Here is a 25,693-nt window from a genome sequence, read left to right on the forward strand (position 1 = left end):
CTAGGAGGCCTTCTTCTCTTCGGGCGCCGCCGGCGGCGGGCCGACCTGGACGGGCGCGCCGTCGCCGATCTTCTGCAGTCCCGACACAATCAACTGCTCGCCGGGCGCCAGGCCGCTGCGGACGACGTAGTCGTTGCCGATGATCTCGCCGAGTTCGACGGGCTTCTGCCTGGCCACCATGCCGGGACCGCCCTTTTCGGCGACAAAGGCAAAGAACTGGCCGTTGATGCGCACCACCGCCGTCACCGGCAGCGTGAGGCCGGGAGCCTCGGACCACACGATGCGCGCGCGCACGAACTGGTCGGCGCGGAACTGGCCGCGGCCCTCGACCAGCGGCGCCTTCGCCAGCACCGTTTGCGTGGCGGTGTCGACGTTGGGCGACACGAAGCCGACCCGGTTGGTCGCAATCAGCCGGCCGCTGTCGTCCATCAGGCGGACCGGCAGCCCGACCTTCAACATCGGCGCCTGCTGCACCGGCACGTTGATGTAGACCTCGAGCACGTCGTTCTCGTCGATGGTGGTGAGCACGGTGCTCTTGGTCACGCGGTCGCCGACGACGACCTGGATGTCACCGACGACGCCCGCCGACGGCGCGGTGACGCGGTAGTAGCCCAGCATGCTGCGCTGCTGCTTGATCTGTTCGTCGAGCGCCTTGATCTGCGCCTCGGTCGTGCGCACCTGGGTTTCGTACTGCTCGACCTCGCGCTGGCTCACGGCGCCGGCCGCCAGCAACGCCTTGTTGCGCTGCACCTGCTGCTGCGCGAACGACAGCTCCGCCTCCCGCATTGGCCGCATCGACTGCAGCGACGCGAGGGCGGCCTGTTCTGGCGCCGAGTCGATCTCGAACAGCACCGCGCCTTGGGAGACACGCTCACCCGATCGCACCGCGATGCGGGTGAGGTGTCCTTCGGCCTGCGGCTGGATCGTGCTCGATCGCCGAGACTTGAGCGAGGCGACGAACTCGCTCACCTGCTCCACGGGCTGGTTGGCCAGCGTGATGGTGGTCACGGGCATCGGCGGCATGCCGCCGCCCGGAGGGCCGCCTGGGCCCGGCTGTCCCGAGGTCCCGCCACACCCAATCACCAGGAAGGCCGCCAGCGCTGCCGAACAAAAAGCGAATGCTCGAGCTGGCCAGAACGAGGCCGGGATGGTTCTTATTTTCGAAGTCATGGCGTGGGAAATCCTCGAGACGTAATAAAAGCGAAACCCTACTATATGCCCAAGTCAGAGATGCCGGCAATCGCTGGTCAGGTCACAATGCTTCAGATGCTCGAAGACTTGCGCGGTTTCAGCCGGGGGATGTTCTCCAACTGGCTCTGGCACCGCCCCCTCCAACTCCTGGTCGATGCCGGCGAAGGGCTCCAGCTCGCCCTGGGCACCCATGTCTTCTCACCGTCCGTGCTGGCCATCACCCATGGCCACTCCGACCATGTCCTCGGCCTGCCCGGGTTGGTCGCCGCCCGCCAGTTCGGCAAGGGCGCGGCCGACAAACCCCTGACCATCGTTTATCCAGAGGGGTCGGTGGGGGTGCAGGCGGTACGGGAGCTGCTCGGCACCGCCTTCTCAGGTGTCCCGTTCCCGCTGACCTGGGTCGCCGTCACGGCCGGCAGTGCGATCCCACTCGGCAAGGGCCGGGTGCTCGAGGCCTTCGCCGTCCGCCACACCCCCGGCGAACCGGCGCTCGGCTACCGGGTGGTTGAAACGCGGCGCCGCCTCAGGCCGGAGTTCGCGTCGATGACGCAGGCCGAGATCGAGACGGTCGCCCGGGCCGGCCAGCGCGACAGCCTGCTCGAAGACAGCCGCCACGTGGTGTTCGCGCACTCCGGGGATGCCATGCCGATCGATCCCGCGCTGGTGGCCGGCGCCGACCTGCTGGTGCACGACGCCACCTTCCTCGACGAGCCCGATCGGCGGGCGCCGATCCACGCCACCACGCAAGAGGCGTTGGAGGTGGGCCGCGCCGCCAACGTCAAGACCCTGGTCTTGAACCACCTCTCCATCCGCTACGCCCGCGACACCGCCCTGCCCGCGCTGCGCGCCCAGGTCGCCGCCAGCGGCTTTACCGGCGACTGCTGGCTGCTCGACGACGGCGACCTGCTGCCGCTGCGATAGAATTGCGGGGATCGTGTCCACCCTGACCCAGCAAGACGTGAAGCGGATCGCGGAGCTCGCCCGTCTCGAGCTCACTACCGGCGAACTCGACCTGTTCACCAGGCAGCTCGCCGACATCCTGACCTACGTCGAGCAGATCCGCGCGCTCGACACCACCGGCGTGCCGCCGACCTCGCACGTGCTCAACCGCCCCGTCGATCGCGACGATGTGCTGCAGCCGTCGCTGTCGCGGGAGGACCTGCTGGCCAATGCGCCCGATGCCGCCCGCGCGGCGGGTCTCTTCAAGGTTCCGCGAGTGATGGCGTAGACCGATGACCGCCAAAGACATCGCCACCCAGATCGCGGCCGGCGCGACCACCGCCGTCGCCGTGTGCGAGGCGCACCTCGAGCGCATCAAGGCCGTCGAGCCGAAGTTGAGCGCGTTCAACACCGTGACCGCCGAACGCGCGCTCGCCCGCGCCCGGGCGCTCGACGCGCACCAGCAGTCGGGCGCGCCGCTCGGGCCGCTGCACGGCGTGCCCGTCGCGATCAAGGACAACATGTGCACCGCCGGGGTGCCGACCACCGCCTCGTCGAAGATCCTGCGCGGTTTCGTGCCGCCCTATGACGCGACGGTGGTGGCCCGCCTCGCCGCCGCGGGCGCCGTCGTGCTCGGCAAGACCAACCTGGACGAGTTCGCCATGGGGTCGTCCACCGAGAACTCCGCGCTCGGCAGCACCAAGAACCCGTGGGCGCTCGACCGCACGCCGGGCGGGTCCAGCGGCGGCTCGGCCGCGGCGGTGGCGGGCGACATGGCGCCGCTCGCCCTCGGCTCCGACACCGGCGGGTCCATCCGCCAGCCCGCGGCGCTCTGCGGCATTGTCGGCCTCAAGCCGACCTACGGCCGCGTCTCGCGCTACGGCCTCATGGCCTTTGCCTCGTCGCTCGATCAGATCGGACCGCTGACCCGGACCGTGGCGGACGCGGCCCTCGCGTTCCAGGCGATCGGCGGCCACGATGCGCATGACGCCACCTCGTCGACCGAAGCGATGCCCGACCTGCTGGCGTCGCTGACCGGCGACATCAAGGGTCTTCGCGTCGGCGTGCCGCGGGCGTTCCTCGGCGAGGGCGTGGACGCGCCGGTGCTGGCCGCCTTCAACGCGGCCATGGGCGCGCTGGCCGATCGCGGCGCGACGCTCGTGGACATCGAACTGCCGCACGCCGGCTATGGCATCCCGGTCTACTACCTGATCGCCACTGCCGAGGCCTCGTCCAATCTCGCCCGCTACGACGGCGTCCGCTACGGTCATCGCACGGCGACCGAGAAGGACGACACGCTGCTGCAGATGTACGAACGGTCACGAGACGAGGGCTTCGGCGCCGAGGTCAAGCGGCGCATCATGCTCGGCACCTACGTGCTCAGCGCCGGCTACTACGACGCGTATTACCTGAAGGCGCAGCAGGTGCGCACGTTGCTGCGGCAGGATTACGATCGCGTGTTCGAGGCCGTTGACGTGGTGGCCACGCCGACCACGCCGACGCCGGCGTTCAAGCTCGGCGAAAAGACCAGCGACCCGATCCAGATGTACCTCAACGACATCTTCACGGTGAGCGCGAACCTGACGGGCCTGCCGGCGATCAGCGTGCCGTGCGGGTTCTCGGCGGACCGCCTGCCGATCGGCTTCCAATTGACGGCGCGGATGTTCGACGAGACGACGTTGCTGCGCGCCGCCGATGCCTATCAGCGCGACACCACGTTCCACACCGAGGCCCCCCGCCTTCGCTAAAGCTTCCGCCTCCGCCAAGGCTACGGCGGACAAGACGGCGGGGGGTGGTCACTGGGCCGTGATGTTGGGGCGGCCCTGGCGCAGCACGAACTTCTGAATCTTGCCGGTCGCCGTCTTCGGCAACTCCGCAATCGGCGTGAAGGCGTGCGGCACCTTGAAATGCGCCAGGTGCGCGCGGCAGAACTCGCGGAGCACCTCGGGCGTGGCCGACTGGCCGCTTTTGAACACCACGAACGCATGCGGCGATTCGCCCCACTGCTGGTCCGGGAATCCGACCACGGCGGCCTCCTGGACGGCGTCGTGCCGCAGCAGCAAGGCCTCCACCTCCACCGACGAGATGTTCTCGCCGCCGCTGATGATCACGTCCTTCAGCCGATCGGTGATCTGGACGTAGCCGTCGGGGTGCACCACCGCCGCGTCGCCGGTGTGGAACCAGCCATCGCCCATGCACTTCTCGGTGGCGGCGGGGTCGTCGTAGTACCCGGCCATGATCACGTTGCCGCGGGCCACGATTTCGCCGGGGGTGACGCCGTCGGCGGGCACCTCGCGGCCGTGGTCGTCCACCACGCGCAGCTCGCCGGAGGTGATCAGCTCGACGCCCTGGCGCGCCTTGATCGTCGCCCGCTCGTCCGCCGACAACGCGGCGTGCTCCGGCAGCGGCTCGCTGATGCTGATGGCCGGCGCGGTTTCGGTCAGCCCGTAAATCTGCGTGACCACCCAGCCCAGTTCGTTCTCGATGCGCTGGATCGTGACCGCCGCGGGCGGCGCCCCGGCGGTCATCACGCCGACCCCGCGCGGCGCGCCGTGCTTGACCTCCTCCGGCGCGCTCGCCAGCATGATCAGCACCGTCGGCGCCGCGCACAGGCGCGTCACCCGCTCGTCCCTGGCCACGCGAAACACGGTGGCGCCGTCGAACTTCGGCAGGCAGACGTGCCGCGCCCCGGCGGCGGTCACCGTCCAGGTGAAGGTCCAGCCGTTGGCGTGAAACATCGGCAGCGTCCACAGGTAGGTGTCGGCCGGCGTCATCGGCGTGTGCGCGAGCATGCCGACGCAGTTCATCCAGGCGTTGCGGTGCGTGATCATCACCCCCTTGGGCCGCGAGGTGGTGCCGCTGGTGTAATTGATGGTGAGCAGATCGCGCTCGCCGATGGCCGGCCGGTCGAACGCGCCGCTGGCATCGCGCAACAGCGCTTCGTAGTCCAGCCATCCGGCCGGTGGGCCGCCGTCAGGGTCGAGCGCCACGAAGTGGGTGACGCCCGCCAGGTCGTCGCGAATCGAGTCCACCGCGGCCAGGTAGTCGTGCGACACGCACACCACCTTCGCGCCGCTGTGCTGGATCATGTAGCGGAAGTCGTCGGCGATCAGCCGGAAGTTCAGCGGCACGAGCACGGCGCCCAGCTGCGGCACGGCATAGAACGACTCGAGCTGGGCGTGCGTGTTCGGCGAGATGTAGGCGACCCGATCGCCCTGGCGCACGCCGAACTGCTGCAGGACGGAGGACCAGCGGTCGCAGCGGTCGAAGAAGTCACCGTAGGTCCAGCGCCGCGCGCCGTCCACCACCCCTTCGCGGTTGGCGTGCAGCCGCCGCGTGCGGCGCATGAACTCGAGGGGCGTGAGCGGGACTTCCATCGGCGGGCATTCTACGACATGGCAAGGTGCCTAAGGTGCCTAAGGTGCCTTGGTGCTGCGGCACCGCCGATGGTGTGAGGGGACTACTGGGAGACGACGGCGGGCTGGCGGCGCATCAACGCCCAGATGGCCAGGCCGAGCAGGATGAACGGGATGGCCGGCACCAGCAGCGCGAGGACGGCGGCGATGAGGCCGATCACGGCGACCGCGGCGCCCACCACCAGCAGGATGGGCAGCACGGCGGCGCCCGCCGCGAGGCCGACCGCGCCCATGACCAGGCCCACGGGGATCCACAGCAGCTTGAACAGGAGCCGGAACGGCAGGAACACGGTCCAGAGGAGGACCTTGAACACCATCAAGACGATGCCGATCACGAACGCGAACGCGAGACCCGCGGCAAGCAGACCGGCAAGCGCAATGAGTTCGAACATCTTAATGAAATGGACGAGAAGGCAAGGGCCGGGGTTCCCGAGGCCGGGACTGCCGGGAGGGCGGCACGGTCAGTGCCGCCCCGGAGGCGAACTAGCGCAGGTCGATGACGACCTTGAAATCCGGGAGGTCCCACTGGACAAGGTTCTGCTTAACCTCTTCCATGGCAACACGTTCCGGCTTGATCAGCTTGGACGCGGGCAACTGGTCCAGGGTGTCGTGGTCGAGGCGCACGCGGGCGCCGCGGCGCAACTGCTTGGCGCGCAGGGCCGACACGTCGACATAGAGAAAACGGCTTTCGATAGGCGTCGCCTTGGGGTACTCGATCGGCGCTTCGTCTTCAGCGGCTTCTGCCACCTGCGGAACTTCATTCTCTGACATAGCCTTACAGCTTACTTCGGATACTGCCGGGAGGGCAATTCTTGTCGTTCCCTCCCGTCAGGTTCCGTTACGCCGCGACTTCGACGTTGATCGTCCGGGGACGCGTCTCTTCGCGGAAGGGCAGCTTCACGGTCAGCACGCCGTTCTTGTAGTCGGCCGCGATCTTGCCGGCATCGACACTCGACGGCAGCGAGAACGAGCGGCTGAAGGTGCCGTAGGCGCGCTCCACGCGGTGGAACTGCTCCTGCTTCACATCGTCTGCGAACTTGCGCTCACCCTTGATGGTCAGCGTGTTGTTCTCGAACACCACGGTGATGTCTTCGCGCTTCATGTCCGGCAACTCCGCCTTCAGCACCAGCTCCTGGTTGCCGTTCTCGAAGATGTCGACCGCCGGCACCCAGCGGCCGTTGGTCAGGAGGTCAGCGAACGGATCGAATCGAACGATGGACATTGGTTACTCCTCAACAATGCTCCGGCTAAAGCCGGAGGCTACATTGGGCTTACTATTTCGACTACCGGGTTTCCGCGAACTCCGCGTCCACGACCTCGCTGTCCTTGACAGCGTCGGCCGCGTTCTCCTGCTTCGGCGCGTTCTGGGCGGCCTTGGCCGCCTCCGCCGCCTGGTGCGCCTCGGCTTCCGCCTTGTTGCGGGCCTCGACTTCCTCGCGTTGCCGCGCATCTTCGGCCGCGTTGGCCTGCGCGTCCTTCACCATGCGATCGACTTCGTCCTTGTTGAGGCCGCTCGCGCCGCTGATGGTGATGGTCTGTTCCTTGCCGGTGCCCTTGTCTTTCGCCGCCACGTTGACGATGCCGTTGGCGTCGATGTCGAAGGTCACTTCAATTTGCGGCAGTCCGCGCTGCGCCGGCGGCAGGCCCGTCAGGTGGAACCGCCCCAGCGTCCGGTTGTCGCGCGACAGCGAGCGTTCGCCCTGCAGCACGTGCACTTCGACGCTGGTCTGGCTGTCGGTCGCGGTCGAGAAGATCTCGCTCTTCTTCGAAGGGATGGTGGTGTTGCGCGGGATCAGCACCGTCATCACGCCGCCGAGCGTTTCAATGCCCAGCGACAGCGGCGTCACGTCCAGCAACAGCAGATCCTTGACGTCTCCGGCCAGCACGCCGCCCTGGACCGCCGCGCCAATCGCGACCACTTCGTCCGGGTTGACACCCTTGTGCGGTTCCTTGCCGAAGTACTCCTTCACCACCTGCTGCACGCGCGGCATGCGGGTGGATCCGCCGACCAGCACGACCTCGTCGACCTCCGACGGCTTGAGGCCGGCGTCGGCCAGCGCCTGCTTGAGCGGCCCAATCGTGCGCTGCACCAGGCCCTCGACCAGCGACTCGAGCTTCGCCCGCGTCAGCTTCATGGCCATGTGCTTGGGCCCCGACGCGTTGGCCGTGATGAACGGCAGGTTGATCTCGGTCTCCATCACCGACGACAGCTCGATCTTGGCCTTCTCAGCGGCTTCTTTCAGGCGCTGGAGCGCCATGCGGTCCTTGCCCAGGTCGATGCCGTCGGTCTTCTTGAACTCCGCCGTCATCCACTCGACGATCAACTGGTCGAAGTCGTCGCCACCCAGGTGGGTGTCGCCGTTGGTTGACTTCACTTCGACCACGCCTTCGCCCACTTCGAGCACCGAGATGTCGAACGTGCCGCCGCCGAGGTCGAACACCGCGATGGTCTCGTCCTTCTTCTGGTCGAGCCCGTAGGCCAGCGCCGCCGCCGTCGGCTCGTTGACGATGCGGAGCACGTTGAGCCCGGCAATCTGCCCGGCGTCTTTGGTGGCCTGGCGCTGCGAGTCGTTGAAGTACGCCGGCACGGTAATCACCGCGTCGGTGACCTTGTCGCCCAGGTAGTCTTCCGCGGCCTGTTTCAGCTTCTGCAGGACCATCGCCGAGATCTCGGGGGGCGAGTACTGCTTGCCGCGCACCGTGATACGGGCGTCGCCATTGGGGGTCTGCGTCACCGAATAGGGCACGCGCTGGGTTTCCGCGGTGACCTCGGTGAACTTGCGGCCCATGAAGCGCTTGACCGAGAACACGGTGTTTTCGGGATTGGTCACGGCCTGACGCTTGGCAACCTGACCGACGAGCCGGTCGCCATCCTTGCCAAAGCCGACAACCGACGGGGTCGTACGAGCACCCTCCTGGTTCACGATGACGGTGGGCTGCCCGTTTTCCATGACCGACACCACCGAGTTCGTGGTGCCGAGGTCGATGCCGATCACTCTGCCTTTGGTTGCCATTTCCTGAGTCCTCCCTCGGACTTCTTCATTCTGCCCGATTCATGAGTGCAAGTCAATAACTTTATATTAGTGACTAGCACTCATATTGCTCTGACGTCGTTCTGAGCCAAAGGTTTCGGGACCGCGCTAGAATCGGAGCGATGGCTGGCTTTTCCTCCGAACCGATGGACCTCAACCAGGCCGACCTGGCCCAGGACGTCCATCGTCTGTTCGAGGACCTGGCCCGGCGCCGGCCCGACCGCCGCCACGTGGTGGCCGGCGAATGCATGCCGGTGGTCGATGTCTTCGAGACCGACCGGACCGTGGAAATCGTGCTCGACCTGCCCGGCGTCGCCGCCGACGCACTTCGCATCCTGATCAAGGCCGGCGTCGTGCTCATCGTCGGGGAGAAAGAGCGGCCCGAGCCCTCGAAGCGCGTGCCCGCCAGCTTCCATCTCGTGGAGCGTGACTTCGGCCGCTTTGCCCGCGCCATACGGGTGGCGGGCGCCGTGGACGCGGCCCAGGCGAGCGCGCGCCTGTCGCAGGGCGAGCTCCGCGTCGTGCTGCCCCGCCGCGAGGATCGCCGGGGCCAGGGCATCCTGGTTCCCATCGACACCATCGCCGCGGCCTCCGAATGAAGCTCCTGTTCATCGGCGACATCGTCGGCCGCCCGGGGCGCGACCTCGTGCGCAAGCACCTGAAGGCCCTCGCCGCGGCGCATGCCGTGGACCTGGTGATCGCCAACGGCGAGAACGCCGCCGGTGGCGCCGGCATCACGCGCGACAACGCGAAGGAGATCTTCGGCGCCGGCGTGGACGTGATCACGTCGGGCAACCATGTGTGGGACAAGCGCGAGGCGCTCGAGTTCATCGTCAGCGAGCCGCGGTTGATCCGGCCGGCGAACTACCCGGAGGGCACGCCGGGCCTGGGCTCCTACGTCGCCCTCGCCCGCAATGGCGTGCGGGTGGGCGTGGTCAACGTGATGGGGCGCGTCTTTCTGCAGGCCATTGACGACCCGTTCCGCGCCGCCACTCGCGAGATTGCCCGTGTCAAGCAGGACGGCGCGCAGGTGGTGTTGGTGGACGTCCACGCCGAAACAACGTCGGAAAAAGTGGCGCTCAGCTGGTATCTCGACGGTCAGGCCGCCGCCGTGATCGGCACCCACACGCACGTGCAGACCGCCGACGAGCGCATCCTCCCCGGCGGCACGGCGTGCCTGACCGACGTCGGCATGACCGGTCCGCACGACGGCGTGATCGGCATGGACCGGGTCGCGGTGATCGCGCGTTTCGTCACCGGCCTGCCGGGACGCTTCGAGCCGGCGAGCGGCGACGTCCGTCTGCACGGCGTCACGATTACGGTCGATCCCGAGACCGGCAAGGCGACCGCGATCGAACGCGTCGCGATCACGGAACACCAACTCGCCCAGCTGACAGACGAGGCGTCGGCCGCCCTCCGCTCGTGAGCAAGCTCCCTTTCGACGACGAACCGGCACAGACGAAAGTGCCTAGGGTGTCCGCCTCCGCGGCCAAAGGCCGCTCCGGCGAGACCTCGCCGAAGCTCGCGCTCGACACGCGCGCGAGCGAAGGCGGGCCTGAGGTGCCAGTGGCACCCATCAGACAGGTACTGACCGTCAGCGAACTGTCGGCGACGATTCGTGACGCGCTCGAGACGCAATTCCAGAACGTGTGGGTCGAGGGCGAGATCTCCAACGCGCGGCTGTGGAACACCGGGCACCTCTACTTCACGCTGAAAGACAGCGCGGCGCAGATCAAGGGCGTGATCTTCCGCTCGGCCCTGCGCTACCTGAAGTTCAAGCCCGAAGACGGCCTGCGCGTGGTGGCGCGCGGGAAGATCAGCGTTTACGAGGTCAAGGGTGACTACCAGCTGATCTGCGAGCACATGGAGCCGCAGGGGTTCGGCCCGCTGCAACTCGCCTTCGAGCAACTGAAGAAGAAGCTGGCCGCCGAAGGGCTGTTCGAGGCGTCGCGCAAGCGGCCGCTGCCCGCGCTGCCCCGCCGCATTGGCCTGGTCACCTCGATCGACGGCGCGGCGTTGCGCGACATGGTGCGCGTGCTGCGGCGGCGCTACCCGAACGCGCACCTGGTCATCGCCCCCACGCGCGTGCAAGGCGAGGGCGCGGCCGCGGAAGTGGCGCGCGCCCTCAAGCTGGTCGCCGGCGTGACCAACGTCGACGTGATCATCGTCGCCCGCGGCGGCGGCTCGCTCGAAGACCTGTGGGCGTTCAATGAAGAAGCGGTGGCGCGCGCCATCGCCGCCTCGCCGGTGCCGGTGATCTCCGGCGTCGGCCACGAGACCGACGTGACGATTGCCGACTTCGTCGCCGACCTGCGGGCCGCCACGCCGTCGGCGGCCGCCGAACTCGTGGTCCGCCGCAAAGACGAGTTCTTCGGGCACATCGACCGCCTCGGCGAGCGGCTCGAGGCGGCGATGGGCAACCGGCTGCGCCGGCTCGAATCGCGGCTGCACGCGCTCGAAGCGCGGCCGGGCTACTCAGGCTTTCCGGGCCGCCTGGCGTTCCGCGGACGACACGTCTCGGAGCTCACCTCGGCGTTGCGCCACGGCGTCGGCCAGTCGGTGACGCGCCGGGGGCGCCGTCACGAGCTGCTCCGCCGCGCGCTCGACCAGTTCGACCCTCGCCACCGGCTCGGCGCCATTCGCACGCGCCTGGTGGCGCGCGACGCCCAACTCGCGGCGGCCGCCCGCCGCCGGATCACCAGTTCCCAGGGCCGCTTCGGCGGGCTGGCGGCGCGGCTCGAAGGCTTGAGCCCGCTGGCGGTGCTGGGCCGCGGCTACGCCGTCACCTGGGACGCCGCCCGAACGCGTATCATTCGGGACGCGTCCACGGTTCGCGCGGGAGACGCCATCAGCGTCACGCTCGAACGCGGATCACTCGACGCCACGATCACGAACGCCCATGGACCCAACGATTAAAGACTTCGAAGCCGCCATCGCCGAGCTCGAGACCATCGTCAAGAAGCTCGAAGAGGGCGACCTCGCCCTCGAGAAATCGCTCGAGCTCTACGAACGCGGCGTGCAGCTCTCGCGTTTCTGCCACTCGCGCCTCGAGGAGGCCGAGAAGCGCATCGAGATCGTCAACGAACGCGGCGAGCTCAAGCCCGCGCCGGCGTCGCTGCGCCTGCCGACCGGCGAAGACGAGCCGTGACCTTCACGGATTACCTGGACGCGCGGCGGCGTGACGTGGAAGCCGCGCTCGAACGGCACCTGCCGGCGCCGCCGGATACGCCGGCGGTGGTGGCCGACGCCATGCGCTACAGCCTGATGGCCGGCGGCAAGCGGCTGCGGCCGCTGCTGGTGCTGGCCAGCGCCGAGGGCGTGGCCCAGGCCCTCGGTGGATCCGAAGCGGCGGCGCGCGACGCCGCCATGCCGGCCGCCTGCGCGCTCGAAATGATCCACACCTACTCGCTGATCCACGACGACCTGCCGTCGATGGATGACGACGACCTGCGGCGGGGGCGGCCGACGTCGCACGTGGTCTACGGCGAGGGCATGGCCATCCTGGCTGGCGACGGCTTGCAGGCCGAGGCGTTCAGCCTGCTCGCTCGCGAACCGCAGGGCCACCACCCGACGCTGATGGCCCGGAAGCTCCGCGTGCTCGCGCTGATCGCGGGCGCCGCCGGCCCCGCCGGCATGGTAGGCGGCCAGGCCATCGACCTGGCCGCCGTGTCGCCAAAGCCGGGCACCGGCGCGATACCGCTCGACGCCGACGGCCTCCAGGCCATGCACATGCGCAAGACCGGCGCGTTGATTCGCGCCGCCGCCGCGGCCGGCGCGGTGATGGGCGGCGCCGATGATCGCCTCGCCGCCACGATTGATGACTACGGCCGCGAGATCGGCCTCGCCTTCCAGATCGTGGACGACATCCTCGATGTCGAGGGCGCGGCGGGCACGCTCGGCAAGACCGCCGGTAAGGACGAAGCCGCCGGCAAGCCGACCTACCCGGCCTTTTTCGGCCTCGACCAGGCCCGCGCGCTCGCCGCGGATTGCCACACCCGCGCGCGCCAGGCGCTCGATCGCGCCGGCCTGCTCGATTCACGGCTCGATGACATTGCCACCTGGATCATCAAGCGCGACAAGTGACGGGGCTTGGGACTTGAGGCCTGGGGCTTGGCTGTGAAACGACAACGCCTCGACACGCTGCTCGTCGAGAAGGGCCTCGTCGAGTCACGCGAGAAGGCCCGCGCCCTGATCATGGCCGGCCAGGTTGACGTCGACGGCCACGGCGCGGCCAAGGCCGGCACCATGGTGGCGGTGGACGCCGACCTCCGCGTCATCGGCCCCGACCATCCGTGGGTCAGCCGCGGCGGCGTCAAACTGGCATTCGCGCTCGACACCTTCGGCATCGACGCCACCGGCCAGGTTGCCCTCGACATTGGCGCCTCCACCGGCGGCTTCACCGATGTCTGGCTCGAACGCGGCGCGACGCGCGTGATCGCGCTCGACGTCGGCCACAGCCAGCTCCACTGGAAGATCCGCAGCGACCCGCGCGTCGCTGTAATCGAGCACGTCAACGCGCGGCACCTCAAGCCGGGCGACCTGCCCGACATGGGCGCGCCGATCACGCGCGTCAGCATCGACGTGTCGTTCATCTCGCTCCGCCACATCTTTCCCGTGCTGCCGGCGCTGGTGGCCCCGGGCGCGGAGATCGTGGCACTGGTGAAGCCGCAGTTCGAAGCGGGCCGGAAGGACGTGGGTAAGGGCGGGTTGGTGAAGGATCCGGCGGTGCACGGGCGCGTCGTGGACGAGGTCACGGCCGCGGCGGCTGAAGTAGGATTGAAACGCGCCGGACTGGTCGAGTCGCCAATCACCGGGGCACATGGCAACCAGGAATTCCTGATGCACCTCCAATGCGCATTGGCATAGCCGTCAAGCCCGGCCTGCTCGAGGCCCGCGAAACGCTGGTGGGCGTCGAGCAGTGGCTGCGGGACCACGCCGTGGATGCGGTGTGGACGGAGGAAGCGTCCGCCCTGCTGCCACCGGCCTCACGCACCGTCGTCGAACGGGCCCGGCTGCCGGAGGACCTCGACCTGATCCTGGTGCTCGGTGGTGACGGCACGCTGCTCGCCATGGCCAAGGCCATCGCGGAAGCCGGCCGCGACATCCCGCTGCTCGCGGTGAACTTCGGGTCGCTGGGCTTTCTCACCGAGATCACCCGGCCCGAGATCTACACCTCGCTCGAAGCGGTACTGAACGGCCGCGCCTCGCACGACGAGCGGATGATGCTGCGGGCGGTCGCCACGCGCGCCGGCGTCACCTCGACCCACCTCGCGTTGAACGACATCGTGTTCACGCGCACGGCGCTGTCGCGCATGATCGACCTGGCCGTGTGGGTCGGCGATCAGTTCGTGATGTCGGTCAAGGCCGACGGCTTGATCGTGGCGAGCCCGACCGGCTCCACCGCCTACAACCTGGCCGCCGGCGGACCCATCGTCCATCCGGCGATGGACGCCCTCGTGCTGACGCCGATTGCGCCGCACATGCTGACCAATCGCCCCATCGTGATTCCCGCCGAGCGCGAGGTCCGCGTGAAATCCACCGGCACCAACGCCGGCAGAGTCTACGTCACCTTCGACGGCCAGACCGGCTTCGAACTGGGCGAGGGTGACGAGATCGCGGTCTCGCGCGCCGCGCGCCCGCTGCGCCTGGTTCGCGCGTCAGCGCGCAGCTACTTCGAAGTGCTTCGACAGAAGCTCAAATGGAATGAGAGATAGATGATTTGGCGATTTGGCGATTTGGTGATTTGGTGAGTTCGTGATTTCCCGACTGCAAATCTCCACATCTCCAAATCACGAGAGCACCAAATCATCGACTGCGCCCGCGTAACTTCCGGAAATAGTCGACCTGCCAGGTAAAGACATTCCGGTTGTGTTCGGCCAGCGTTGAGGCGAACACGTGCGTGCCGTCGTTGCGGCTGACGAAGTACAAGTAGTCCACCGCCGCGGGCTTCACGGCTGCCGCGAGCGAGGCGCGGCCGGCCGAGGCGATGGGGCCTGGCGGCAATCCGGCGTAGCGATAGGTGTTGTAGGGCGAGTCGAACCGGAGATCTTCCTTCGACAGGTTGCCGTCGTACTTGCCGGCCTTCTGCAGGGCGTAGATCACCGTCGGGTCCGCCTGCATGCCCATCCGGATCTTCATGCGGTTGCGGTACACGGCCGCCACGATCGGGCGCTCGTCCGGGCTCGCGGTCTCCTTTTCCACCAGCGACGCCAGCGTCACCGCCTGCCTGACCGTGAGCCCGCCCGCCGCCGCGGCCGCGCGCAGGTCGGCGTCGAAGGCCTTCTTGAAGCCGGCCACCATCTGCGCCACCACGTCGGCCGCCGGCGTGCGGCGCGGGAGCGCGTAGGTTTCGGGAAAGAGATAGCCTTCCAGATCCCTCGCCGCGGGATCGAGATCGCGGATCAGCGAGGCGTCTTGCGCGGCCCTGGTGAAATCCGCCGCGGCGCCGAAGCCGCGCTCTTCGAACACCGCCGCCATCTCGACCATCGTGAGGCCCTCGCGGAACGTCAGCAGGCGGGTGTAGACCTCACCGCGCGCGATCTTGCCCACCACGTCGAGCGCCGTCATCGGGGCGTCGAAGCGATACTCCCCCGCCTTCAGCTCCCGCGCGCGCCCGCTCAACAGGACGGCGGCGCGAAACGTCCACGCGTCACGGACGAGGCCGGCGTTGACGAGCCGGGCGCCGATACCCGCGGGGCCCGTGCCCGAAGGAATATCGACAAAGGTCTCAGCCTCGGCCGCGCCGCGAAACGGTTCCTGCACGCGCGCGTACATCCACCAGGCGCCGGCCCCGGCCGCCACCGCGAGCGCGGCCAGCAGCAGCGCGATTCGTCGCATCCATCGCATCATTCGGTTGATTCGTCAGAGGCCGCGCGAGGGCGGCCGTCGAGATAGTCCTGCAGGATGATGGCCGCGGCCGCCGCATCGAGCTTGGCCTTGCGCTTGCGCCAGTCTGGTTCACGCAGCGCCAGGCGCGATGCCGCCTCGTGGCTCGACAGGCGTTCGTCCTGCAGCACCACCGGCACCTTGACCTGCCCTTCGAGCGAGCGCGCGAAGGTTTCCACAATGGGTGTCTGTTCGTTTGGAGTGCCGTCCAGACGGCGAGGCCACCCGACGACCACCGCCTCGAGCCCGTCATCGTCTGCCGCGAGCGCGGCCACCTCGGCCACGATCATGCGCAGCGTCGCCGCGTCCGACGGCGGACGCTGCAGGAGCCGCCACGGGGAGGCGAGCGTGGCGGTGGCGTCGCTCAGCGCCAGTCCGATGCGACGCGCGCCGTAGTCGATGCCCAGGACACGCACGCGGCCAGTATAATTCGCAACCAGATGAGGCTTGAGGCTTGGGGCTTGAGGCTTGGGGCTTGGGTGCCAGCGATGGCGCTGACGTGCGCCACGTTGGCAGCGCAGACGCCAACCGACGACGCGAAGGCGTTGACCGCGGGGGCGGCGGAGCGCATCCGCGTGCTGCAGGGCGAGGCCGACCGCCTGGCCGCGCAGGCGCGGACGGTGTTCGGCGATCTGCGCAAACTCGAACTCGAGCGCGAGATCAGCCAGCAAGAGATCATCCGCGCCGACGCGGATGTCGCGCGCGTCACGCAGGCGCAGGAGCAGGCGGCGGCCCGGCTGAAAGCGCTCGAGGCCGCGCGCGTGGCGCAGACGCCGGGCGTCAGCGAGCGCCTGGTCGAACTCGCCAAGCGCGGACGCGGCGGCTACCTGCAACTGCTGCTGGCCTCGGACGACATCCGCGCCTTCGGGCGGATGAGCCGCGGCGTCGCCGCCGTGGCGGAGCTCGATCGGGTTCGGCTCGAGACCCATCGCCGCACCGTCGCGGCGGAACGCGCCGCGCTGGCCGCCTTCGACAAGGAACGCGCGGCCGTGGAAGCCGCGCGGAAGGAAGCGCGCCGCGCGCGGGCCGGGCTTGACACCGCGGTGGCGGCGCGCAACCGCCTGATCGACAGCCTCGATCGGCAGCGCGACCTCGCGGCGCAGTACGTGGGCGAATTGCAGGCGGCGCAACGCCAGATCCAGCGGACGCTCTCCGCCGCCGACGCGTCCTCGAAAACGGTGGCGCTTCCCATCCGTCCCTTCCGCGGCGACCTGCCGTGGCCGGCCAACGGACGGGTAGTGAGCCAGTTCGGCCGCACTCCAGCCGGCCGTTTCGGCACGGCTCTCGTCCGAAACGGTATCGACGTGGAAGCGGCCGAGGGATCGCCGGCGCGCGCGGTGCACGGGGGCACGGTGGCCTATGCGGCCCCGTTTACCGGATTCGGCGTCCTGGTCATCGTCGATCACGGCGCCTCGGCGTTCACGCTGTATGGCCACTTGTCGGAAGCCACCGTGGCCACGGGATCGACGGTCAAACGCGGGGAGGTCGTGGGCAGGGTCGGGCTGGCGCCGGCCGGTGACGCCGCGCTCTATTTCGAGGTGCGCATCGACGGCCGCCCGGTCGATCCCATACAATGGCTGGCGAGGCCGAGGCGTTAACGCGGCGAGTTGCTGACAGTCAAGCCATCCAGGAGATCACGATGAAGATTCGCGGCCGGGTTCTCGTGCTGGCGGTGTCGGTGCCCGTGATCGCTTTTGCGGTCATCGGCGGCTTCCTGGGCAACAGCGCCCTGGCCCGCGAAGACAGCTATCAATATCTCCGCATCTTCGAAGACGTCGTCACGCTGATCGTCAACAACTACGTTGAGGAAGTGAACGTCGACAAGGTGATGCACGGTGCGATGCACGGGCTCGCCGACGGACTGGATCCCGACAGCGCCTTCCTCGACGCCGCGCAGGTCAAGACCTACGACAAGGCCGACCCCGGCGGCGCGGCGCAAACCGGCCTCGAGGTCACGCGCCAGTACTACCTGCGCGTGATTGCCTCGCGCGACGGCTCACCGGCCGCGAAGGCGGGCCTCATGCCCGGCGACTACATTCGCGCCATCGACGGACAGTCCACCCGCGACACGACGGTGTACGAAGGCCAGCGGCTGCTGCGCGGCAAGCCGGGCACCAAGGTCCGCCTCACGGTGCTGCGCGGCAACGCCGCCGAGCCGCACGACATCGAACTGGCCCGCGAAGACCTGCCGGCACTGCCGATCAAGTCGCGCATCGCGGCCACCGGCGTCGGCTACGTCCGCATCGCGGAATTCACGAAGGCCACGCCGGATCAACTGAAGGCCGAGATCGCGTCTCTCACCAAGTCCGGCGCCACGCGCCTCGTGGTGGACGTGCGCGGCACCGCCTTTGGCGACACCGACACCGGCCTCGCCGCGGCGCGGCTGTTCGTCACGACCGGCGTGCTCGTGTATCGCCAGGATCGCGGCAAGGAAAAGGAAGCCGTGTCGGCCGCCGCCGGCGACGGTGCCGTCACGCTGCCGACGGCGATCCTGACCGACAACGGCACGTCCGGCGCGGCGGAGGTGTTTGCGGCCGCCCTGTCGGGCAACAAGCGCGCGACCCTCGTCGGCGAGCGCACGTTCGGCCGCGCCGCGCGGCAGAAGCTGGTGCGGCTGCCGGACGGCAGCGCCCTCGTGCTCACCCATTTGATCTACATGACGCCGGCCAGCGTCGCCATCCACGAGAAGGGCCTGATCCCCGACGTACCGGTGGAACAGGCCGACGTCGAGTTCGGCCAGGCGCCGCCGGCGACCGACGCCGCGCTCGACAAGGCGATTGAATCGCTCGCCGTCAAGGCCGCGGCCTGATGAACAAGCAGGACCTGATCGCCAGGATCGTCAAGGACACCGGCGCCACCAAGACCCAGGCGTCCCGTATCGTCGCCGTGTTTCTCGCGGCTGTCACCAGGGCCCTGAAGAAGGGCGAACCGGTCACGTTTGTCGGTTTCGGCACGTTCAAGACCGTGCTTCGCAAGGCCCGCAAGGGACGCAATCCCCTCACCGGCGGCGCCATTCGCATCCCCAAGCGCAGGGCCGTCCGGTTCTCCGCCGGTAAGGCGCTGAAAAAAGCCCTCAACTGAGCCGGCAGCACTAACCGCCTTCGCCAAGGCTTCGGCGCTCAAGAAGTGCCGCCTTCCTGGCTCGGCCTCTGCTATACTTTTCTGTCGGCTTTGGGCCGAATTTCGCACGAGATAGGCGCGTAGCTCAGTTGGTTAGAGCGCCTCCCTGACACGGAGGAGGTCGATAGTTCGAATCTATTCGCGCCTACCAGCCTTCGCTTGGATTGCAGGCGAAGGCTGCCCCGCCGTAGCGCAAAGCGCGAAGGCGGGCCGTATGATGTCGGTCCCAAGCTTCGGCTGGGCAAGCCACACGAAGGCTCACACGTTCGCCCCATGAATCAGGTCACAGTCACCCTCCCCGACGGATCGACGAAGCAAGTCGAGGCCGGCGCGCCCGTCAGGGCTGTCGCCGAGGCCATCTCGCCACGCCTGGCCGATGCCGCCCTGGCGGCGTTTATCGGCGACAAGATGGTGGACCTCACCTGTCCGCTGACCGCCGACGCCACCGTCCGGATTGTGACCAACAAGAGCCCTGAAGCCCTCGAGCTCTATCGCCACTCGACGGCGCACCTGCTCGCGGCGGCCGTCACGGCGCTGTTCCCGAAGGTCCAGTGCGGCATCGGGCCGCCCATCGAAGACGGCTTCTACTACGACTTCGTGGTCGAGCGCCCCTTCGTGCACGAAGACCTCGAGGCCATCGAGGCGAAGATGAAGGAGCTGGCGTCGCAGGACCTGGTGTACGAGCGCCAGTCGTGGCCGCGCCAGGAGGCCATCGACTTCTTCACCAGGCGCGGCGAGCCGCTCAAGGTGCAGCTGATCGAGGAGAAGGCGGCCGGCCAGCCGCAAGTGTCGGTCTACACGATCAAGGACAAGGACACCTTCCTCGACTTCTGCGTCGGGCCGCACGTCCCCTCCACCGGCAAGCTCAAGGCCTTCAAGCTGACGACCACGAGCAACGCCTACTGGAAGGGCGACGCGCAGAACCAGCCGATGCAGCGCGTCTACGGCACCGCCTTCTTCTCGCAGAAGGAACTCGACGAGCACATCACGCGCCTCGAGGAAGCCAAGAAGCGCGACCACCGCAAAGTGGGCAAGGAACTCGGCCTGTTCACGTTTCACCCGTGGGCGCCGGGCGCCGGCTTCTGGCTCGGCAAGGGCACGACGCTCTACAACACGCTCGCCGACTACATGCGCGGCCGCCTCTTCCCCGCCGGTTACGACGAGGTCAAGACGCCCATCGTCTACAACAAGGCGCTGTGGGAACTGTCGGGGCACTGGTCGCACTACCGCGAGAACATGTTCCTGGTGAAGTCGGCCGACGGCGAGGAAATGGGCCTCAAGGCCATGAACTGCCCCGGCCACTACCTCCTGTACGCGAGCGAGAAGCACAGCTACAAGGAGATGCCGATCCGCTTCCACGAGCAGACGCCGCTGCATCGCAACGAAGCGTCGGGCGTGCTCGGCGGCCTCACGCGCGTGCGCCAGTTCTCGCAAGACGACGCGCACTGCTTCGTGATGGAGACGCAGATCGCCAGCGAAGTGGAAGCGCTGCTGCGGTTGATCAAGGGCATCTACGGCGACTTCGGCCTGGGCTACACGGCCAAGCTGTCAACGCGGCCCGAGAAGTTCATCGGCGAGATCGCGTTGTGGGATCGCGCCGAGGGCGCGCTCAAGGAAGCGCTCGAGAAGGCCGGGCAGGCTTACACGATTAACGCCGGCGACGGCGCCTTCTACGGCCCGAAGATCGACTTCGACATCACCGACGCGATTGGCCGGAAGTGGCAGTGCGGCACCATCCAGCTGGATTACGTGGCGCCCGAGCGGTTCGACCTCAAGTACACCGGGGCCGACAACGCCGAGCACCGGCCGGTGGTCATTCACCGCGCTATTTTCGGCAGCTTCGAACGGTTCATCGCCATCCTGATCGAGCACTTCGCCGGAGCCTTCCCCCTGTGGCTGGCGCCGGTGCAGGTCGTGGTGCTGCCGATTGCCGACCGGCACCTGGACTACGCCAGGGACGTGGCCGCCACCCTGGAGGCGGCCGGGCTCAAGGCCCGCTGCGACGACCGCCAGGAAAAGGTGAATTACAAGATTCGTGAGGCCCAGCTCCAGAAGATCCCCTACATGCTGGTAGTGGGCGACCGCGAGGCGGCCGACCGGGCCGTGGCGGTCCGGAGCCGGGCCAAAGGCGACCTGGGCGCCAGGCCCCTGGAACAATTCCTGACCGACGCGCTTGCCGAGGTCCGGTCTAAAGCGCTATCCTAGTAATCTTTGTCGCTGGAGGAACCTTATCGCCTTCGATAGATCTCGCCCGACCCGTCGTGACGACCGACTCCGCATCAACGAGCGGATTCGAGTGCGTGAAATTCGCGTAATTGACGACGCGGGGCAGCAGCTGGGCATCATGCCGCCGCCCCAGGCCCTGATTCTTGCCCGTCAGAAAGGCCTCGACCTGGTCGAAATTTCGCCGACCGCGGTTCCGCCTGTCTGCCGGATCATGGACTACGGCAAGTATCAGTACCAGGAGCAGAAGCGCGCCCGCGAGGCGAAGCGGCACCAGAAGGTGATCGAGGTCAAGGAGATCAAGTTCCGTCCCAAAGTGGACGAACACGATTACCAGTTCAAGAAGCACCACATCGAGCGGTTTATCGAAGAAGGCGACAAGGTCAAGGCGACCATCTTCTTCCGCGGCCGCGAGATGGCGCATCCCGAGATTGGCCACCGGATCCTGATGCGGCTCATCAAGGACCTGGAAGAGGTGGCGATGGCGGAAACCATGCCCCGGCAGGAGGGCAACCAGATGCACACGATCCTGACGGGCAAGAAGGGCCAGCCGAAGCCGGCGGCCAAGAAGACCGACGTGGCCGAGACGGCCGCCAACGAGTAGCGCCGTCCGGGCGGAACTTCAGTTCCGCCCGGACGGTTTAGGGAATATAGAGAGATCATGGCCAAGAAGCAGAAGCTGAAGACCCACCGCGGCGCGGCAAAGCGGTTCAAGAAGACGGGCACCGGCAAGATCGTGCGCGGCGCGGCGTTCAAGCGCCACATCCTCACGAGCAAAACCACGAAGTCGAAGCGGCACGCGCGTGGTTCGAAGGTGGTCACGCCGGGCGACGCCCGGAAGATCAACCTGATGCTTCCGTATAAGTAGAATCCGGCTTTAGCCGGATAAACGATCGGCGCGTCGCGGCAGCGGTTTGGGGCATTTTCGCTGCGACACTCAACGGCACCACGTCCCGGCACCCCGTAAAGGGGTGCCCTACAAGACGGGGGGCCTGCAAGCGCCGGCCAGGGCATTCAGCTACTGGCGCAAGTCCGGTTACCACCGGCCCCCAACATCGCACACAGGAACAGTCATGCCTCGCGTCAAACGCGGAACCGTACGTCGCCAGAAGCGTAAGAAGCTCTCGAAGATCACCAAGGGCTTCTTCCAGAACAAGAGCAAGCTCTACAAGTTCATGAAAGAGGCCGCCGAGAAGGCGGGCGTCTACGCCTACGTCGGGCGCAAGCGCAAGAAGCGTGACTATCGCGGCCTCTGGATCATCCGCATCAACGCCGCCGCGCGTGAGAACGGCCTCTCCTACAGCGTGTTCATGCGCGGCCTCAAGGCCGCCGGCATCGAACTGGATCGCAAGAGCCTCGCCGAACTCGCCGCGCGCGAACCGGCGGCGTTTACCAAGCTGGTCGAGCAGGCGAAAGCCGCAATCCCGGCGGCCTAGTAGGGCGCCCCTTTATGGGGCGCCATGCAATCGCCCCGTATGAACCCAATCGACACCTCCATCGGTCCAGATCGGGCGCGGGAACTGTTCCGCGCCGAGCTGGCCGATGTCCGTACGGATGCCGAGCTGCAGGCCCTGCGCACCCGCTGGGTCGGCCGCAAGGGCAGCTGGGTGTCGGCCTTCATGGAGGCCCTCGCCACCGCCACCCCCGAACAGAAGAAGACCTTCGGCCGCGGCGCCAACGAGCTGAAGAAGGAAGTGGAGGCCGCGGTCGCGGAGCGCGAAGCCGCGCTCGCCGCCACCCGCCGTCCCGCGCATGCCGTGGACATCACGCTCCCCGGCCGCGCGCCACAGCTCGGGCATCGCCATCCCCTCAGCCTGATCCGGGATGAGGTCGGCGCCATCTTCACGCGCCTCGGCTACCAGGTGCTCGAAGGGCCCGAGATCGAAGACGACTACCACAACTTCGAAGCGCTCAACATGCCGGAGGAACACCCGGCGCGCGACATGCAGGACACGCTGTACCTGGCCGAGCCCCTGAAGATTGGGGCCGGTCAGCCGTTGACGCTGCTGCGCACGCACACGTCGGCCATGCAGATCCGCCACATGGAGCAGCACGCGCCTCCCGTGCGGCTGGTCGCCATCGGCCCGGTGTATCGCAAGGACAACCTCGACCTCACGCACACGCCGATGTTCCACCAGGTCGAAGGCCTGGTGGTCGGCAAGGGCGTGACGCTCGCCGACCTCAAGGGCACGCTGGCGGCCATGGCCGAGGCGTTGTTCGGCGCCGGCACCGGCGTCCGCTTCCGCCCGAGCTTCTTCCCGTATACCGAGCCCAGCGCCGAAGTGGACATCCAGTGCATCAAGTGCAAGGGCGGCGGCTGCGCCATGTGCAAGCGCACCGGCTGGATTGAAATTCTCGGCAGCGGCATGGTGCACCCGGCGGTGTTCGAAGCGGTGGGTTACGACCCCAACGAGATCACCGGCTTCGCCTTCGGCATGGGCGTCGAGCGCGTCGCCCTGCTCAAGTGGGGCGTGGAAGACATCCGCCTGTTCTACGAGAACGACCTGCGCTTCCTGGAGCAGTTCGGGCTATGAAGGTCCTGCTCTCCTGGATTCGCGAGTTCGTTGACGTGCCGGAGTCGGCCGAAGAAATCGGCAGGCTGATGTCGGTACGCGGCCTCGCGCTCGAAGGCCTCGAGACATGGCCTGCCCTGAGCGAGCGCAGCGAGTCGAAGGGCGATGACGTCGTCATGGACTTCGACGTCACCGCGAATCGTCCTGACTGCCTGTCGATGATCGGCATCGCCCGCGAGATCGCGACGGCCTACAACCGGCCGCTGAAGGTTCCCGCCGACCCGGCGCTCTCGCCTGGCGACACCATCCCGGTCACGATCGAAGACCCCGCCCTGTGCGGCCGTTACGCCGGCGCGGTTGCCGACGTGAAGGTGGGGCCGTCGCCGGACTGGATGCAGGCGCGCCTCACGGCCTGCGGCATCCGCCCGATCAGCAACATCGTCGACATCACCAACTACGTGCTGCTCGAACTCGGGCAACCGATGCACGCGTTCGATCTCCACAAGCTCGGCGGCCGGGCCATCAAGGTCCGCACCGCGCGCCAAGGTGAATCGATCAGGACGCTGGACGGCAAGACCCGCGCGCTCAGCTCCGGCGTGCTCGTCATTGCCGATGCCGAGCGGGCCCAGGCCATCGGCGGCGTGATGGGCGGCGCCGACTCGGAAGTCAGCGACGCGACCACGCAGATCGTGTTCGAGGCCGCCTGGTTCCTCCCCGCCTCCGTGCGCACGACCAGCAAGAAACTGGGCCTGCGCACCGAAGCGTCGATGCGCTTCGAGCGCGGCATGGACGTCACGGCGCCGGCGCGCGCGATGGCCCGCGCCTGCGCGCTGCTCGAGACGATTGGCGCCGGCAAGGCGACGGGCGTGATCGCCGATGTGTTCCCGCAGCCGCCACCGCCGCGCCAGCTGGAACTCGAACGGGCGCGGATCAGCGGACTGCTCGGCATGGATGTGCCGAACGCGGAGGTCGAGCGAATCCTCGCGTCGCTCGGTTTCGTGACGGCCCCCCATAAAGGGGGGCCCTACAAGAGTGGTTCGGGGGATGGCTGGAGTGTCACCGTGCCCGGCTGGCGCATCGACATCAAGCGCCAGGTGGACCTGATCGAAGAGGTGGGACGCCACCACGGCTTCGAACACCTGCCCTCGACGTTCCCAGGCGTGCAGCAGGCGCCCGCCGCGTCGGACCCGCGCATTGCCCGCGATCGCCGCGTGCGAACCGCCCTGCTCGGCATGGGCTTCTCCGAAGCCATCACCTTCGCGTTCATCGAAGCCGCGGCGGCGCAGCCGTTCCACGGCGAACAGGCGGCCGTCGCGCTGGCCAATCCCCTGTCGGAGAAATTCGCCGTGATGCGGCCCAGCCTGCTGCCCGGCCTGATCGACGCGGTGAGCCACAACCGCCGGCACGGCCGCCGCGACGTGCAGCTCTTCGAGATCGGCACGCGCTTCTCCCCGCTTGGTGAAACGCGCGGCGCCGGGTTCGCGTGGACCGGCCTGGCGACGAGCGATCACTGGAGCGGCGGCCGGCGCGACGTGGACTTCTTCGACATGAAGGGCGTCGCCGAACAGCTCGCCGCCGTCGGCCTGGTGTCGCTCACCTTCGCCGAGGCCGACGTGCCCTGGCTGGTCACGGGACGCGCCGCGACCTTGGCCGTGAACGGCACGGCCATCGGCCTGCTTGGCCTGCTCGACCCGGGCCTGGCCGACAAGCGCGGCCTGCCGGCCGGCGACGACGTCTACGTCGCCGAGATCAATCTCGACCTGCTGACCGCGGCCGCGTCCGCCGACACCTTGCGCGCGACGCCGCTGCCGCGCTATCCGTCGGTGGTCCGCGACGTCTCGATTCTCGTGGACGATGCCTTGTCTGCCGGGGCGGTTCGTGGCACCATTCGTTCGGCTGCGCCCAACACGCTGATCCAGGTGTGTGAGTTCGATCGCTACCAGGGCAAGGGCATTCCCGACGGCAAGGTCAGCTTGTCGTTCCGCCTCACCTTCCAGTCGCCGGAGCGCACGCTCACCGACGAAGAAGTGCAGGCGGGCATGCAGCACATCATCGACGCGCTGACGCGCGACTTACAGGCAATTCAGAGGTAACGGATGGCGACCAAGACGACGACACCGGGGCTGGAATCGATCGACCGCCTCGAAGAGAAGATCAAGCTGCTCGTCAACACCATCGTCCGGATCAAGGGCGACCAGGCGCGGGCGGCGGAAGAGAACGGCAAGCTCAAGGGCGAAATCGAGACTCTCAAGGCCCGCATCGCCACGGCCGAAAGCGCCGGCGCCGAAGTCACCACGCTGCGCGAAGAGCGCGACCTCATCAAGAGCCGCGTCACCGAGATGCTGCAGCAACTCGACGGCCTGAACCTCTGAGC

The 25,693-nt window shown here is 67.8% G+C and carries 28 protein-coding genes and 1 tRNA gene; 21 read left to right on the forward strand and 8 right to left on the reverse strand.

The window, feature by feature from the left end; all coding sequences use genetic code 11:
• A complete protein-coding gene (locus WC815_03735) occupies positions 1-1,014 on the reverse strand; it encodes an efflux RND transporter periplasmic adaptor subunit (protein ID MFA5907870.1) in 1,014 nt (337 codons plus the stop codon).
• 252 nt (positions 1,015-1,266) lie between these two features.
• Between WC815_03735 and WC815_03740 the strand changes: the two genes are divergently transcribed.
• The 3 genes from WC815_03740 to gatA are packed head-to-tail and all read left to right on the forward strand — an operon-like array spanning position 1,267 to position 3,878.
• Positions 1,267-2,112, forward strand: coding sequence for an MBL fold metallo-hydrolase (locus WC815_03740; GenBank protein MFA5907871.1), 846 nt, complete (start codon positions 1,267-1,269; stop codon positions 2,110-2,112).
• A 13-nt stretch (positions 2,113-2,125) separates the two neighbouring features.
• Positions 2,126-2,419, forward strand: a complete 294-nt coding sequence (gene gatC / locus WC815_03745) for an Asp-tRNA(Asn)/Glu-tRNA(Gln) amidotransferase subunit GatC (protein MFA5907872.1) — start codon at positions 2,126-2,128, stop codon at positions 2,417-2,419.
• A gap of 4 nt (positions 2,420-2,423) precedes the next feature.
• On the forward strand, positions 2,424-3,878 hold the full coding sequence (gene gatA, locus WC815_03750) for an Asp-tRNA(Asn)/Glu-tRNA(Gln) amidotransferase subunit GatA (protein MFA5907873.1): 1,455 nt from the start codon (positions 2,424-2,426) through the stop codon (positions 3,876-3,878).
• A gap of 48 nt (positions 3,879-3,926) precedes the next feature.
• On the opposite strand, the gene WC815_03755 is transcribed toward gatA, so the two are convergent.
• From WC815_03755 to dnaK, 5 genes are all read right to left on the reverse strand, one after another.
• Positions 3,927-5,507, reverse strand: coding sequence for a long-chain-fatty-acid--CoA ligase (locus WC815_03755; GenBank protein MFA5907874.1), 1,581 nt, complete (start codon positions 5,505-5,507; stop codon positions 3,927-3,929).
• A gap of 83 nt (positions 5,508-5,590) precedes the next feature.
• Positions 5,591-5,938: a hypothetical protein gene (locus WC815_03760; protein MFA5907875.1), complete on the reverse strand. Its 348-nt coding sequence runs from the start codon at positions 5,936-5,938 to the stop codon at positions 5,591-5,593.
• Between the two features lie 91 nt (positions 5,939-6,029).
• On the reverse strand, positions 6,030-6,293 hold the full coding sequence (locus WC815_03765; GenBank protein ID MFA5907876.1) for a DNA-directed RNA polymerase subunit omega: 264 nt from the start codon (positions 6,291-6,293) through the stop codon (positions 6,030-6,032).
• Between the two features lie 91 nt (positions 6,294-6,384).
• A complete protein-coding gene (locus WC815_03770) occupies positions 6,385-6,768 on the reverse strand; it encodes an Hsp20/alpha crystallin family protein (GenBank protein MFA5907877.1) in 384 nt (127 codons plus the stop codon).
• 61 nt (positions 6,769-6,829) lie between these two features.
• Positions 6,830-8,560: a molecular chaperone DnaK gene (gene dnaK / locus WC815_03775; protein MFA5907878.1), complete on the reverse strand. Its 1,731-nt coding sequence runs from the start codon at positions 8,558-8,560 to the stop codon at positions 6,830-6,832.
• 140 nt (positions 8,561-8,700) lie between these two features.
• Between dnaK and WC815_03780 the strand changes: the two genes are divergently transcribed.
• From WC815_03780 to WC815_03810, 7 genes are read left to right on the forward strand one after another with little or no spacing between them, the layout of a single operon-like run.
• Entirely contained in the window at positions 8,701-9,177 is a 477-nt protein-coding gene (locus tag WC815_03780) for an Hsp20/alpha crystallin family protein (GenBank protein ID MFA5907879.1), read from the forward strand.
• Positions 9,174-10,004 carry a TIGR00282 family metallophosphoesterase gene (locus WC815_03785; GenBank protein ID MFA5907880.1) on the forward strand — a complete coding sequence of 277 codons (831 nt, stop codon included), beginning with the start codon at positions 9,174-9,176 and terminating at the stop codon, positions 10,002-10,004. Before WC815_03780 ends, WC815_03785 begins: the two co-directional genes overlap by 4 nt.
• Positions 10,005-10,051: 47 nt before the next feature.
• Positions 10,052-11,494, forward strand: a complete 1,443-nt coding sequence (gene xseA, locus WC815_03790) for an exodeoxyribonuclease VII large subunit (protein MFA5907881.1) — start codon at positions 10,052-10,054, stop codon at positions 11,492-11,494.
• Entirely contained in the window at positions 11,478-11,726 is a 249-nt protein-coding gene (gene xseB, locus WC815_03795) for an exodeoxyribonuclease VII small subunit (protein ID MFA5907882.1), read from the forward strand. The genes xseA and xseB overlap by 17 nt, the downstream gene beginning before the upstream one ends.
• A complete protein-coding gene (locus WC815_03800; protein MFA5907883.1) occupies positions 11,723-12,661 on the forward strand; it encodes a polyprenyl synthetase family protein in 939 nt (312 codons plus the stop codon). The genes xseB and WC815_03800 overlap by 4 nt, the downstream gene beginning before the upstream one ends.
• A 33-nt stretch (positions 12,662-12,694) precedes the next feature.
• Positions 12,695-13,444 carry a TlyA family RNA methyltransferase gene (locus WC815_03805; protein MFA5907884.1) on the forward strand — a complete coding sequence of 250 codons (750 nt, stop codon included), beginning with the start codon at positions 12,695-12,697 and terminating at the stop codon, positions 13,442-13,444.
• Entirely contained in the window at positions 13,429-14,292 is an 864-nt protein-coding gene (locus WC815_03810) for an NAD(+)/NADH kinase (protein MFA5907885.1), read from the forward strand. Before WC815_03805 ends, WC815_03810 begins: the two co-directional genes overlap by 16 nt.
• A 91-nt stretch (positions 14,293-14,383) precedes the next feature.
• On the opposite strand, the gene mltG is transcribed toward WC815_03810, so the two are convergent.
• Together mltG and ruvX are read right to left on the reverse strand one after the other, a co-directional pair.
• Positions 14,384-15,415, reverse strand: coding sequence for an endolytic transglycosylase MltG (mltG, locus tag WC815_03815; protein MFA5907886.1), 1,032 nt, complete (start codon positions 15,413-15,415; stop codon positions 14,384-14,386).
• Between the two features lie 8 nt (positions 15,416-15,423).
• Positions 15,424-15,879: a Holliday junction resolvase RuvX gene (gene ruvX / locus WC815_03820; GenBank protein MFA5907887.1), complete on the reverse strand. Its 456-nt coding sequence runs from the start codon at positions 15,877-15,879 to the stop codon at positions 15,424-15,426.
• A 72-nt stretch (positions 15,880-15,951) separates the two neighbouring features.
• Here ruvX and WC815_03825 point away from each other — a divergent pair, with 72 nt between their 5' ends.
• From WC815_03825 to zapB, 11 genes are all read left to right on the forward strand, one after another.
• On the forward strand, positions 15,952-17,061 hold the full coding sequence (locus WC815_03825) for a peptidoglycan DD-metalloendopeptidase family protein (GenBank protein ID MFA5907888.1): 1,110 nt from the start codon (positions 15,952-15,954) through the stop codon (positions 17,059-17,061).
• A gap of 41 nt (positions 17,062-17,102) precedes the next feature.
• Positions 17,103-18,272, forward strand: a complete 1,170-nt coding sequence (locus WC815_03830) for a S41 family peptidase (protein MFA5907889.1) — start codon at positions 17,103-17,105, stop codon at positions 18,270-18,272.
• On the forward strand, positions 18,272-18,544 hold the full coding sequence (locus tag WC815_03835; GenBank protein ID MFA5907890.1) for an HU family DNA-binding protein: 273 nt from the start codon (positions 18,272-18,274) through the stop codon (positions 18,542-18,544). The genes WC815_03830 and WC815_03835 overlap by 1 nt, the downstream gene beginning before the upstream one ends.
• A 113-nt stretch (positions 18,545-18,657) precedes the next feature.
• A tRNA-Val gene (locus WC815_03840) sits at positions 18,658-18,734 on the forward strand.
• A gap of 122 nt (positions 18,735-18,856) precedes the next feature.
• Positions 18,857-20,788, forward strand: a complete 1,932-nt coding sequence (gene thrS / locus WC815_03845) for a threonine--tRNA ligase (protein MFA5907891.1) — start codon at positions 18,857-18,859, stop codon at positions 20,786-20,788.
• Entirely contained in the window at positions 20,757-21,410 is a 654-nt protein-coding gene (infC, locus tag WC815_03850) for a translation initiation factor IF-3 (protein ID MFA5907892.1), read from the forward strand. Before thrS ends, infC begins: the two co-directional genes overlap by 32 nt.
• A gap of 57 nt (positions 21,411-21,467) precedes the next feature.
• On the forward strand, positions 21,468-21,674 hold the full coding sequence (gene rpmI, locus WC815_03855; protein MFA5907893.1) for a 50S ribosomal protein L35: 207 nt from the start codon (positions 21,468-21,470) through the stop codon (positions 21,672-21,674).
• A gap of 205 nt (positions 21,675-21,879) precedes the next feature.
• A complete protein-coding gene (rplT, locus tag WC815_03860) occupies positions 21,880-22,242 on the forward strand; it encodes a 50S ribosomal protein L20 (protein ID MFA5907894.1) in 363 nt (120 codons plus the stop codon).
• A 39-nt stretch (positions 22,243-22,281) separates the two neighbouring features.
• Entirely contained in the window at positions 22,282-23,340 is a 1,059-nt protein-coding gene (gene pheS / locus WC815_03865; protein MFA5907895.1) for a phenylalanine--tRNA ligase subunit alpha, read from the forward strand.
• Positions 23,337-25,412, forward strand: a complete 2,076-nt coding sequence (pheT, locus tag WC815_03870) for a phenylalanine--tRNA ligase subunit beta (GenBank protein ID MFA5907896.1) — start codon at positions 23,337-23,339, stop codon at positions 25,410-25,412. Before pheS ends, pheT begins: the two co-directional genes overlap by 4 nt.
• Before the next feature lie 3 nt (positions 25,413-25,415).
• Positions 25,416-25,691, forward strand: coding sequence for a cell division protein ZapB (zapB, locus tag WC815_03875; protein ID MFA5907897.1), 276 nt, complete (start codon positions 25,416-25,418; stop codon positions 25,689-25,691).
• Positions 25,692-25,693 lie beyond the last annotated feature (2 nt).

The sequence above is a fragment of the Vicinamibacterales bacterium genome, assembly GCA_041659285.1.
In the GTDB taxonomy this organism is placed as follows: Bacteria; Acidobacteriota; Vicinamibacteria; order Vicinamibacterales; family UBA2999; genus 12-FULL-67-14b.